Below are 11,889 nucleotides of genomic sequence, written 5' to 3'. Positions count from 1 at the left end.
TCATCCCTTGCTTTGGAGTACTCGTTCATGAAATCTTTGACCCGCCTGGCCCATGTGGCTGTGCTTGCTGGCGCCGCGCTGTTGAGCGGCTGCGGCACCCTTTCCACCATCGGCAAGCTGGAGGACGGCGCCGGCGCCGAGGCCAGCCGTATGTGGGACCGTTGGATCGAAGGCAACGGTGACATTGCGGTCGCCACCACCTGGGAGCGCAAGGTCAAGCCTGGCGTCACCATCAACGACATCGAGCAGATCTTCGTGCAGATCGCCTCCGAGCGGAACATGAAGGGTGTGGGCGATCTGCCGCTGTCCAAGGAGCTCGAAGCTCGCTCGGGCAAGAAGGAGAAATTCCTCAAGGTCTATTCCTTCTGCACTCCGAGCACCGCGCGCGAGATGGTCGATTTCAGCCCGCACATGGCCGCCTATCTGCCCTGCCGCATCAGCGTCGTCGAGCATGACGATGGCAGCCTGTGGCTCTACACGCTCAACATGGACATGATGGTGAAGATGGGTCGCAAGCTCCCTTCGCCGCTCAAGGAGCACGCCATGGCCGTGCGCGACACCATCTGGGAAATGATGGAGCGCGCGTCCAAGGGTGAAGTTTGAAGCGCTTCCAAGCGCGCTTGAAAAGCACATTGCATCCAACCGAGGAGGATCCCTTTGAAAAACCGCAAACACGTACGTGCCCTGGCTGTTCTGACCCTCGTGGGCAGCCCTTTCCTGTCGGCCCATGCCACCGACGGCTACTTCCCGCACGGCTTTGGTCTCAAGGCCAAAGGCATGGGCGGCGCCGCCGTCGGCATGAGCGAAGACGCCTTTGCCGGCATCAACAACCCCGCGGCTGCCGCGACGACGGGCAACCGCATCGAGGCGGGCCTGGACGTGTTCAAGCCCAGCCGCGGCATTGAGCGCACCGGCCCGGCCGCGTCGCTCAATGCCAACGTCGACAGTGGCAGCAACACCTTCCTGGTGCCTGAGTTTGGCTACAACAAGCAAGTGAACGACCGCATCGGCGTCAACGTCACCGTCTACGGCAACGGCGGCATGAACACTGACTACAAAGGTGGGCAAATCAACTGCGGCATGGGCCCGGCCAACGTCTTGTGCGGCAATGGGCAACTGGGTGTCGACCTGATGCAATTGATCGTCGCTCCGACCGTCGCCTACAAAATCAACGACACGCACTCGGTCGGCGTGTCCCCGTTGCTCGTTTTCCAGCAGTTCAAGGCGTTTGGCCTCCAGGCCTTCAGCCCCATGAGCCAGGACCCGACCAAGCTCACCAACAACGGCTACGCGCATAGCAACGGCGTGGGTCTGCGCCTGGGCTATCTGGGCAAGTTCGGCGACCAGTTCACGCTGGGCGCGACCTATTCGCCCAAGATCAGCATGAGCAAGTTCGACAAGTACGCTGGCCTGTTCGCCGGCAGCGGCAGCTTCGACATCCCCGAGAACTACACCATCGGCGGCACCTTCCGCGTCACACCCAAGGCCCTGGTGGCACTCGATTATCAGCGCATCAACTACGGCGGCGTGCGCTCCATCAGCAACCCCAGCACCAACATGGCGCCGATCGGTTCTTCCGATGGCCCGGGCTTTGGCTGGAAGAGCATCAACGTCTGGAAGCTGGGCGTTCAATGGGAAGCCATGGCGGGCTTGACTCTGCGCGCTGGCATCAACAAGAGCGACAACCCGATCCAGGCGCGTGACGTGAGCTTCAACATCATCGCCCCGGGCGTCATCACCACCCACTACACGCTGGGCGCAACCTACGCGCTCACGCCGACGATGGATCTGACCTTTGCCTATGCCCACGCGAAGGAAAACAAAGTCACCGGTGCATCGATGTTCAACAGCATGATGCCGGCAGGCGCGCCACCCATCCTGGAAACCATCCGCATGCACCAAAACTCGTTCGGCGTGCAGGTCGGCTGGAAGTTCTGATCCACGATCGGGGCAAGGTCGGATCTTTCAACCTTGCTCCGATCGGTCGCGAGGGGGTGTAAACCCTAGTATCGCGCCGTCATAGATCCGTTATATTCGCATAGGCTCATATTTAAACTTTCGGATGCCATGCAAGATGAAGCGGATCAGCGTCAGGCGGTTTTCGAGCGGGCGGCGGAACTTTTTGGTCTGCTGTCCACGCCGATCCGCCTGCGCATCATCAGCGAGTTGTGCAACGCCGAAAAAAACGTGAGCCAATTGCTCGAATCCATTGAAACGGCCCAGTCCAACATGTCCCAACACCTCAACATGCTGTATCGCGCCGGGGTGCTGGCCCGGCGGCGCCAAGGCTCGCAGATTTTCTATCGCATCGCGGACGAATCTGCCGGGCTCGTGTGCCGCGCGGTGTGCACCCAGGTGGCGATCGACATGAGCGATTCGGCATGAGGTGGGCCCGCGTCCCTGGGGCTCTTGAACGCAGAAATGCACGGAAGGAGATTGTGTGAACCACGAAAACATCAACTCGGGAAGGGTGCGTAAGGCACCGGAAAACTTCCTGAGCCAAGACGGCATTCGGACCGTCATGGAAGAGGCCAAGCGCGGCCGGCGCGACTTCATTCGCACGGCTTTCGCGGCTGCTGCGGCCGGAGCCGCGGTGCCTGCCGCCCTGGCGCAAGGCAACCCCGTCCCGACCGAGGGCGGTGACCCCAACATCCTCAACCTTCCGGAGCACAGCACCGGGCTGGGTCAGGGGGTCAACCCTGAGGGCAGCTACGGCATGCCCTCCAAGTACGAGGCCCACGTCAAGCGCCGCATCAGCCCGGGCCTGACGCAGACGACCCAAGCCTCGGTTTCGTTCGCGCCGCTGCAGTCCCTGTTCGGCATCGTGACGCCGAGCGGTTTGCACTTCGAGCGCCACCACCAGGGTTGGTGGGACATCGACCCCTCGAAGCACCGCTTGATGATCAACGGCATGGTCAAGCGGCCGATGGTGCTGACCATGGACGAGATCATGCGTCTGCCCTCCGTGTCGCGCTTCCACTTCATCGAGTGCGGTGCGAACACGGCGGCCGAGTGGGGCAACGTCGCGGTCCCCACCGTGCAATACACCCACGGGATGTTGTCTTGCAGTGAATTCACCGGCGTGCCGCTGATCACGCTGCTCGAAATGGCAGGGGCCGATCTCAAGAACGGCAAGTTCGTGCTGGCTGAAGGCGCGGACGGCTCTTCGATGACGCGGACGATCCCGATGAGCCTCATTCTGTCGGGTGAGGTGCTCGTGGCCTACGGCCAAAACGGCGAGATGCTGCGTCCTGAAAACGGCTACCCGTTGCGCTTGGTCGTCCCGGGCGTGCAGGGTGTGAGCTGGGTCAAGTACCTGCGCCGCATCGAACTCGGCGACAAGCCCTACGCCACCAAAGACGAGGCCGTCCACTACATCGATCTCATGCCGGACGGGCTGCATCGCCAGTACAGCAACTTGCAAGAGGCCAAGAGCGTCATCACCACGCCCTCCGGTGGGCAGGTGCTGCTCGACAAGGGCTTCTACAACATCACGGGCCTGGCATGGTCGGGCTTCGGCAAGATCAAGCGCGTGGATGTGTCGGTCGACGGCGGCCGCAATTGGCGCACGGCGCGTCTCGAAGGCCCGGTGCACTCCAAGGCGCTGACCCGCTTCAACATCGATTGGGTCTGGGACGGCAAACCCGCCATCTTGCAAAGCCGCGCCATGGACGAGACGGGTTTCGTCCAGCCGACCTACAAGCAACTTCGGGCGGTGCGCGGCACGCGCTCGATCTACCACAACAACGCGATCCAGTCGTGGCTCGTCCAGGAAAACGGAGAGGTCAAGAATGTCCAGCTTTCGTAAAGCCGCATTGTCGGCGGCCCTGCTCGCCCTCGCGGGCCTGATCCCCGCCCAGGCCGCTGAGAAGTTTCCGGGCGTCGGCCGCACCGCGACGCCGAAGGAAGTCGCTGCCTGGGATATCGATGTTCGACCCGACTTCAAGGGTCTGCCTCCGGGCTCCGGCACGGTCGCCAAAGGTCAGGATGTTTGGGAAACCAAATGTGCGAGCTGCCACGGTACCTTCGGTGATTCCAACGAAGTGTTCAGCCCGCTTGTGGGCGGCATCACGCCGGACGACATCAAGACCGGGCGGGTTGCCAAGCTCAAGGACCCGACGGCTGGCCGCACGACCTTCATGAAGGTTGCGACCTTGTCGACGATCTGGGATTACATCCACCGGGCGATGCCCTGGACCCAACCCAAGTCCTTGTCGCCCGATGAGGTGTATTCGGTCGTCGCCTTCCTGCTGAACTTGAACGGCATCGTGCCCGACAACTTCACTTTGTCGGACAAGAACATTGCCGAGGTGCAGCAGCGCATGCCCAACCGCAACGGCATGACGACCAAGCACCACCTGTGGCCTGGCAACGAGTTTGGCGGCACCAAGACGCCCGACACGCACAACGTCGCCTGCATGAAGGATTGCGCGCCAGAGCCCAAGGTCGCCTCGTTCCTGCCGGACTTCGCACGCAATGCCCACGGCAACCTGGCCGAGCAAAACCGCATCATCGGTCCGGTGCGGGGTGAGGACACGACCAAACCCGCGCCCAAGAGCCTCGGGGAAGGGGCCTCGGCGACACCGGCTGTCGGGCCAGCCCCCGCACAAGCCAACGCAGGCCCGAAGGCGCCGACGGAACTGTTGTCCAAGAACGGCTGCACCGCCTGCCACGGTATCAACAACAAGATCGTTGGGCCGGCCTTCACCGATGTCGCGAAAAAACATGCGGGCAAGGTGGACTACCTTGTCGGTAAGATCAAATCCGGCGGGTCGGGTGTGTGGGGTGCGGTGCCAATGCCGCCCCAGACGCTCAGCGACGCCGACGCCAAGACCATCGCGGCCTGGCTCGTGGCGGGCGCTGCCAAGTAAGGCGGCGAATCAAGCAGTCAGGGTAATACCGGGCGGCGTACCCGCCCATGCACCATTACATTTCATTCACCACAGGAGATTCCTCATGAAAACTCGCCGCGAAGCCCTCAAGCAAAGCGCCCTCGTTGCCGGTCTGCTGGCGTCGACGGGTATGTTCCCCCAGTTCGCCTATGCCTACAACAAGGCCGCGTTCGAAGCCAAGTCGCTCGCCGATGTCGTCAAGGCCGTGGGCGGCAATGCGCCGACCGAAAGCAAAGACGTCACCATCACCGGTCCGGACATTGCTGAAAACGGCGCCGTGGTGCCCCTGGGTGCGAGCTGCTCGCTGCCGGGCGTCAAGCAGGTTCTGATCTTGGTCGAGAAGAACCCCGCTGCCCTGGTGGCCCTGTTCAACGTGTCCGACGCCGTCGAACCCAACTTCTCGACCCGCGCCAAGATGGGTCAGTCTTCGGACGTGTACGCCGTGGCCATCATGAACGACGGCAAGGCCTTGTACGCCAAGAAAGAAGTCAAGGTCACGCTCGGCGGTTGCGGCGGCTGATCGGCCGGGCACACCCAGTCCAAATACCTTCAGAATTTTTGAATCAGGAGAATCATCATGGCAGATCCGATGCGTATTCGCGCTCAAGTGTCCGGCGACAAAGCCACCGTCCGTGTGCTCATGAGCCACGAGATGGAGTCCGGTCAGCGCAAAGATGCCGCAGGCAAGCTCGTGCCCGCGCACTTCATCCAGGAAGTCGAAGCCAAGCTCAACGGCAACACGATCATGACGGCCGAATGGGGACCGTCCGTCTCGAAGAACCCGTTCCTGCAGTTCTTCGTCAAGGGCGCGAAGGCCGGTGACAAGATTGCCGTGACCTGGAAGGACAACAAGGGCGAAAGCCGCACCGACGAAGCAACGGTTTCCTAAACCCAGCAGTCGTCACGGGGTGGGGCTCGCCTCACCCCTTTTCCTTTTTTGGACGAGGTCTCCATATGAAGCGAAACGTTGTGCCCATCGCGATGCTGGCTGCCCTGGCGGGTTCGGTCGCATGGGCCCAAAAGTCGGCGGTCGACTCGATCGAGGAATATCGGGCCATGTTGCAGGACGGCAACCCTGCCGATCTGTTCGAGGCCAAGGGTGAGGATCTTTGGAAAACCAAGCGGGGTCCGAAGAATGCATCCCTGGAACAGTGTGACCTGGGCAAGGGCCCGGGCGTCGTCAAAGGCGCTTTTGTCGAGCTGCCTCGGTATTTCCACGACACGAAGCGGGTTCAGGATTTGGAGTCCCGGCTGTTGACCTGCATGGAAACCTTGCAGGGTTTCAACGCCGCCGAGATTGCCAAGACGCCGTTTGGGAAAGGCGAGAAGGCCAACATCACGGCGCTGGTGACCTGGATTGGTGCGGAGTCCAAAGGCATGCGGTTCAACGTTCCGCAGACCCGTCCCGAAGAAAAGACGGCGTACGAAGTGGGCAAGCGCCTCTTCTTCATGAGGGCGGGCCCTCATGATTTTTCTTGCGCTACATGCCACGGGGGTGACGGTTGGCGCATTCGCCTGCAGGACTTGCCCAATCTCACGAAGAACCCGGGCGACGGCGTGGGCTTTGCCGCATGGCCGGCGTATCGGGTGTCCAACGGACAGATGTGGAGCATGCAGCATCGCCTGAACGACTGCTATCGCCAGCAGCGATTCCCTGAGCCCGACTATGCTGGCGACGCCACGATCGCCCTGAGCGTGTACCTCGGCGTCAACGCCAATGGCGCGAAGTCCGCGGTTCCGGCCATCAAACGCTGATACGGGAGACATCCAGCATGAAGACGAAACATCTGTTCGCGCTCGTGGGCGCGTCGGTCGCGGTCGCTGCCCTTGTCGGTTGTGCGGGCGGGCCTGGGGCGACGCCGGACTATGACGCCCTGACCGCTCAAATCGTGAAAAAAGACTTTCACGACAAGGGCATCGTGAAGGCTTCGATCCTGCAAGAGATCGACGAAACCCTGCGGCTGTGCAGCGCAGCCGACGTTGCGGGCAAGCCGCTCGACGAAGCCACCGCCAAGCGCTTGGAGGCGGTCAACTTCAAGACCATCCAATGGCCCAAGGACGGGAAATTCCTGGGGGATTGGAAAGAGGGCGAAAAAATCGCCCAAAGTGGTCGCGGCCTGACCTGGAGCGATGACGCCAATGTGGTCAACGGCGGCAACTGCTACAACTGCCACCAGATCGACAAGAAAGAAATTTCCTACGGCACGATCGGTCCGAGCCTGTGGAACTACGGCAAGCTTCGTGGCGTGACCGACCCGAACAGCCCTGCGGCGAAGGCCATCGTCGAATACACCTGGGGCAAGATCTACAACTCCAAGGCGTATAACGCGTGTTCCAACATGCCGCGTGCCGGCCATAAGGGCATCCTGACCGAGGACCAGATCCGCCACGTTATGGCGCTGTTACTGGATCCGAAATCTCCGGTCAACCAGTGAGCCCCCTGGAAAGCCCGGCTCCGCCGGGTTTTTCTTCGACGAATCCACTCATCTTTGCTGAATCATGAATCTGACGAAACGCGAATTTTTCCAGGTGCTCGGCGCGGGCGCCGTGGCGGGCATGGGCTTGGGCCGCTGGGCCGAAGCGGACGCCGCGACGGCGTCTCAGGGTTTGTACGACATTCCCCGTTTCGGGAATGTGTCCTTTCTGCACATGACCGACTGCCACGCGCAGCTCAAGCCGATTTATTTCCGTGAACCGCACATCAACCTCGGCATTGGTTCGATGAAGGGCAACCTGCCCCACCTCGTCGGCGAGCATTTGCTGAAGGTGGCCAAGGTGCGCCCGGGCACGGCCGAGGCCCACGCGCTGACCTACCTCGATTTCGAGAAAGCCGCCAAGCGCTACGGCAAGGTGGGTGGGTTTGCGCACCTCGCCACGCTGGTCAAGCGGATGAAGGCGAGCCGACCCGGCGCCTTACTGCTCGACGGCGGTGATACCTGGCAGGGTTCGGGGACTGCGCTCTGGACGAATGGCCAGGACATGGTCGATGCGTGCAAGCTGCTGGGGGTCGATGTGATGACCGGCCACTGGGAATTCACCCTGGGCATGGAGCGTGTCAAGGAGATCGTCGAGAAAGACTTTGCCGGCAAGGTCGATTTCGTGGCGCAGAACGTCAAGACCAATGATTTTGGTGACCCAGTCTTCAAACCCTATGTGATCCGCGAAATCAACGGGGTTCCGTGCGCCATCATTGGCCAGGCCTTCCCCTACACGCCGATCGCCAACCCGCGCTACATGGTGGCCGACTGGGCCTTCGGGATCCAAGACGAGAACATGCAGAAGATGGTCGATGAGGCCCGCGCCAAGGGTGCGCAGGTGGTCGTCGTCATCAGCCACAACGGCATGGATGTGGACCTGAAGATGGCCAGCCGTGTGAGCGGTATCGACGCCATCATGGGTGGCCACACGCACGATGGCATGCCGGTGGCGTCCATCGTCAGCAACAAGGGCGGCAAGACGCTCGTCACCAACGCCGGCTCGAACGGCAAGTTCCTCGGTGTGCTGGACTTCGACGTCAAGGGCGGCAAGGTGGTGGATTACCGCTATAAGCTGCTGCCGGTGTTCGCCAACATGCTGCCGGCGGACAAGGAGATGGATGCGCTCATCACCAAGATCCGCGCGCCGTACGAGAGCAAGCTCAGCGAGCAGCTGGCCATCACCGAGGGCCTGCTCTACCGTCGCGGCAACTTCAACGGCACCGGCGACCAGCTGCTGGTCGACGCGTTGATGGACGTTCAGGGCGCCGAGATCGCATTCTCGCCGGGCTTCCGCTGGGGCACGACGCTGCTGCCCGGGCAGCCGATCACGCGTGAGTGGCTGCTCGACATGACGGCGACGACGTATTCGTATGCCACGATCACCGAAATGACCGGCGAGACGATCAAGACGGTGCTCGAAGACGTGTGCGACAACCTGTTCAACCCCGACCCTTACTACCAACAGGGGGGTGACATGGTGCGCGTCGGCGGCTTGACCTACAGCTGCAACCCGACGGCCGGCATGGGCAAGCGCATCGATGACATGCGCCTCAATGGCAAGCCGATCGAGGCCAACAAGAAATACAAGGTCGCCGGATGGGCACCGGTGGCCGAAGAGGCGAAAAACCAGGGCAACCCGCAGGTTTGGGAAGTCGTCGAGACCTGGCTCAAGGCCCGCGGCGGCAAGGTGGCGCCGCGCAAACTCAATACCCCCAAACTGGTCGGCGACGTGCTCCCCAATCCGGGATACGCTGCCATCTGATCGCAGCCGGCGTTGCGCCAGTTGCCCCAAAAAGCCGCCAGACCCTCTGGCGGCTTTTTTTTGCTGGTGCCCCCGACAGGAATCGAACCTGTATCTGAGACTTAGGAGGTCCCCGTTCTATCCATTGAACTACGGCGGCCCGAGGGTCGGATGTCGATGCATCCCCTACGCGCGGCAGGGTGTTGCGATTGTAGTGGGCGGGCTTGGGGCCTATGCTCTTCCTTGCGGCGCGTCTCGGGTGATTGCGGCCGCGCCCGTCCGCTTTGGGAAGGCTCTTCAACATGAATACGACGATTTCGTTTCCGGGATTTGCCGCGCCCGTCGCGGGTTTCGATGCGCCCTTCGACATGCTCGAGGCCTGTCACGAGCGGGTGTTGCGCTCGCTCGATCTGCTCGAGCGTTTGGTGGCACACATCGACGCTCATGGGCATGATGCGGCCTCGCGTTCGGCGGCGAAGGACGTGCTGCGCTATTTCGACCGTGCGGCTCCGCAGCATCATGAGGACGAGGAACGTCATGTGTTCCCCGCCTTGCTGGCCCTGGGAGATGCGCGTTTGCGCGAGGTGGTGCAGCAATTGCAGGCCGAGCACCGCCGGTTCAACGAAGCATGGCCGCGTCTGCGCGCGCGGCTCGAGGACTGGGTGCACGCGCCGACGCCAGCACCCTTGGACGCCGATGCCCGAGCCGATGCCGCTGCATTCATTGCGATGAACCGCGCGCATGTCGCGCTCGAAGAGCAAGCGGCCTATCCGGCGGCAAAGCCGCTGTTTTCGGACGCAGAGTTGGCCCGCATGGGGGCGGAGATGCAAGACCGCCGGCGCGGCTGAATGCCGCTCCGAGCCGAGGCAACGCTGAATCAGTTCCTGCGATGGCGCCCGAGGGACTTGTTCAGCGTTGCCCCAAGGCAGGGTTCATTTGCTCAGCAGCCGCATGGCCTCTTCCAGTCCTTTGAGGGTCAGCGGGTACATGCGGTTGCCCATGAGCTGCTGGATGATGGAGATGCTTTGGCGGTATTCCCAGACGCCTTGCGGTTCGGGATTGATCCAGGCGAATTTGGGGAAGGCGTGGGTGAGCCGCTGCAGCCACTCGGCGCCGGCTTCTTCGTTGTTGTATTCAACGCTGCCGCCAGGTTGCAGGATTTCATAAGGGCTCATCGTCGCGTCGCCGACGAAGATGAGTTTGTAGTCCTTGTTGTATTTGCGGATGATGTCCCAGGTGGGGAACTTTTCCGCGAAGCGCCGGCGGTTGTTCTTCCACAGGAAGTCGTAGACGCAGTTGTGGAAGTAATAGAACTCGAGGTGCTTGAACTCGCTCTTGACGGCGGAAAACAGTTCCTCGACGCGCGCGATGTGCTCGTCCATCGTGCCGCCGACATCCATGAGCAGCAGCACTTTGACGTTGTTGTGCCGCTCGGGGATCATCTTGAGGTCGAGATAACCCGCGTTCGCCGCGGTGGCCCGGATGGTGTCGGGCAGGTCGAGCTCGAGCTCATGGCCTTCGCGGGCGAACTTGCGCAGGCGGCGCAAGGCGACCTTGATGTTGCGGGTGCCGAGCTCCTGCGTGTCGTCGTAGTCCCGGTAGGCGCGCTGGTCCCAGACCTTGACCGCGCTCTTGTTGCCGCCCTTGCCGCCGATGCGGATGCCTTGCGGGTTGTAGCCGCCGTGGCCGAAGGGGCTGGTGCCGCCGGTGCCGATCCACTTGTTGCCGCCTTCGTGCCGCTCTTTCTGCTCTTCGAGCCGTTTTTTGAGCGTCTCCATGAGCTCGTCCCAGCCCATTTTCTCGATGGCGGCCTTCTCCTCGGGCGAGAGTTCGCGCTCGAGTAGCTTGCGCAGCCAGTCCTGCGGGATCTCCTTGGTGAAGTCGGTGAGCAGCTCGACGCCCTTGAAGTAGGCGGCGAACGCACGGTCGAACTTGTCGTAGTGCTTCTCGTCTTTGACGAGCGTGGCACGCGCGAGGTAATAAAAGTCGTCGAGGCTGCAGGCGTCCTCGGTGCGCGGGCCGACCACGTCGGCCTGCAAGGCCTCGAGCAGGGTCAAGAATTCCTTGACCGAGACGGGCAGCTTGGCGGCACGCAAGGTGTAGAAGAAGTCGATGAGCATGTCAGGACTCCCGGGCAGCGGCGTCGTGGCGGCGCAGCCGGTCGAGCAGCTGGGCGCGCGATTCGGGCCATTCGAACGCGCTCAGGCTGTACATGACGGTGTCGCGGATGGTGCCGTCGCGCCGCAGGGCCTGGCCGCGGATCACGCCGTCCTTCTTCGCGCCCAGGCGCTCGATGGCGCGCTGCGAGGCGAAGTTGAAGTTGTCGGTGCGCCAGCCGACGATGCGCGCGCCCAGCGTTTCGAAGGCGTGCTGCATCAGCATCAGCTTGCAGACCGTGTTGACATGGGTGCGCTGCACCCGCTGCGCGTACCAGGTCCAGCCGATTTCCAGCCGCTTCACGGCCGGCAGGATGTCGTGGTAACTCGTGCTGCCGAGCACCTGGCCGCTGGCCTCGTCCACCACCGCTAAGGCGAGGCGGCTGCCTTCGGCGCGCTGGGCGAGGGCGGTTTCGATGTAGGCAGCGGTTTGCTCGGGCTCAGGCACCGAGGTGACGCGCAAGTTCCACAGCGCGCCGTCGGCCGCGGCCGCGCGCAAACCCGCTTCGTGCGCCCGCTCGAGCGGCTCGAGGCGGATGCCGCGGTCGCACAGCACCACCGGCTCGACCCAGCGCTTCGTGCCCTCGCTCATCGGTTCCTCTGGTTCATGAACACGAGTTTCT

General features: G+C 62.4%; 13 protein-coding genes and 1 tRNA gene. 11 read left to right on the top strand and 3 right to left on the bottom strand.

Annotation, left to right across the window (positions count from 1 at the left end; genetic code table 11):
• Positions 1-27 precede the first annotated feature (27 nt).
• From JHC36_RS11535 to soxB, 10 genes are all read left to right on the top strand, one after another.
• The gene (locus JHC36_RS11535; RefSeq protein ID WP_124222227.1) at positions 28-603 is read left to right on the top strand and encodes a DUF302 domain-containing protein; all 576 of its coding nucleotides are present in this window, start codon (positions 28-30) and stop codon (positions 601-603) included.
• A 54-nt stretch (positions 604-657) separates the two neighbouring features.
• Positions 658-1,938 carry an OmpP1/FadL family transporter gene (locus JHC36_RS11530; RefSeq protein WP_287919321.1) on the top strand — a complete coding sequence of 427 codons (1,281 nt, stop codon included), beginning with the start codon at positions 658-660 and terminating at the stop codon, positions 1,936-1,938.
• Between the two features lie 129 nt (positions 1,939-2,067).
• Complete coding sequence (locus JHC36_RS11525; protein WP_124222225.1) at positions 2,068-2,385, top strand: ArsR/SmtB family transcription factor; 318 nt, start codon at positions 2,068-2,070, stop codon at positions 2,383-2,385.
• Between the two features lie 136 nt (positions 2,386-2,521).
• Positions 2,522-3,808, top strand: a complete 1,287-nt coding sequence (gene soxC, locus JHC36_RS11520; RefSeq protein ID WP_124222664.1) for a sulfite dehydrogenase — start codon at positions 2,522-2,524, stop codon at positions 3,806-3,808.
• Positions 3,792-4,871 carry a c-type cytochrome gene (locus JHC36_RS11515; protein WP_287919316.1) on the top strand — a complete coding sequence of 360 codons (1,080 nt, stop codon included), beginning with the start codon at positions 3,792-3,794 and terminating at the stop codon, positions 4,869-4,871. The genes soxC and JHC36_RS11515 overlap by 17 nt, the downstream gene beginning before the upstream one ends.
• An 85-nt stretch (positions 4,872-4,956) precedes the next feature.
• Positions 4,957-5,412: a thiosulfate oxidation carrier protein SoxY gene (gene soxY / locus JHC36_RS11510; protein WP_287919313.1), complete on the top strand. Its 456-nt coding sequence runs from the start codon at positions 4,957-4,959 to the stop codon at positions 5,410-5,412.
• Positions 5,413-5,469: 57 nt separating this feature from the next.
• On the top strand, positions 5,470-5,781 hold the full coding sequence (gene soxZ / locus JHC36_RS11505; protein WP_211330953.1) for a thiosulfate oxidation carrier complex protein SoxZ: 312 nt from the start codon (positions 5,470-5,472) through the stop codon (positions 5,779-5,781).
• 65 nt (positions 5,782-5,846) lie between these two features.
• Positions 5,847-6,647 carry a sulfur oxidation c-type cytochrome SoxA gene (gene soxA, locus JHC36_RS11500; protein WP_287919292.1) on the top strand — a complete coding sequence of 267 codons (801 nt, stop codon included), beginning with the start codon at positions 5,847-5,849 and terminating at the stop codon, positions 6,645-6,647.
• 17 nt (positions 6,648-6,664) lie between these two features.
• On the top strand, positions 6,665-7,327 hold the full coding sequence (soxX, locus tag JHC36_RS11495; RefSeq protein ID WP_287919290.1) for a sulfur oxidation c-type cytochrome SoxX: 663 nt from the start codon (positions 6,665-6,667) through the stop codon (positions 7,325-7,327).
• 64 nt (positions 7,328-7,391) lie between these two features.
• Positions 7,392-9,131, top strand: coding sequence for a thiosulfohydrolase SoxB (gene soxB / locus JHC36_RS11490; protein ID WP_287919288.1), 1,740 nt, complete (start codon positions 7,392-7,394; stop codon positions 9,129-9,131).
• Positions 9,132-9,195: 64 nt separating this feature from the next.
• Here the strand turns inward: soxB and JHC36_RS11485 are convergent.
• A tRNA-Arg gene (locus JHC36_RS11485) sits at positions 9,196-9,270 on the bottom strand.
• Between the two features lie 142 nt (positions 9,271-9,412).
• Here JHC36_RS11485 and JHC36_RS11480 point away from each other — a divergent pair.
• Entirely contained in the window at positions 9,413-9,958 is a 546-nt protein-coding gene (locus tag JHC36_RS11480) for a hemerythrin domain-containing protein (protein WP_287919286.1), read from the top strand.
• Between the two features lie 84 nt (positions 9,959-10,042).
• On the opposite strand, the gene JHC36_RS11475 is transcribed toward JHC36_RS11480, so the two are convergent.
• Together JHC36_RS11475 and JHC36_RS11470 are read right to left on the bottom strand one after the other, a co-directional pair.
• Positions 10,043-11,230, bottom strand: coding sequence for a vWA domain-containing protein (locus JHC36_RS11475; protein ID WP_287919284.1), 1,188 nt, complete (start codon positions 11,228-11,230; stop codon positions 10,043-10,045).
• A 1-nt stretch (position 11,231) separates the two neighbouring features.
• The gene (locus tag JHC36_RS11470; RefSeq protein ID WP_287919282.1) at positions 11,232-11,858 is read right to left on the bottom strand and encodes a GNAT family N-acetyltransferase; all 627 of its coding nucleotides are present in this window, start codon (positions 11,856-11,858) and stop codon (positions 11,232-11,234) included.
• Between the last annotated feature and the right edge of the window lie 31 nt (positions 11,859-11,889).

This window comes from Tibeticola sp., assembly GCF_022759015.1.
Lineage (GTDB): Bacteria > Pseudomonadota > Gammaproteobacteria > Burkholderiales > Burkholderiaceae_C > Tibeticola > Tibeticola sediminis.
The sequence above is the reverse complement of the archived record's forward strand: the minus strand, read 5'-3'. Positions and strand labels throughout refer to the sequence as shown.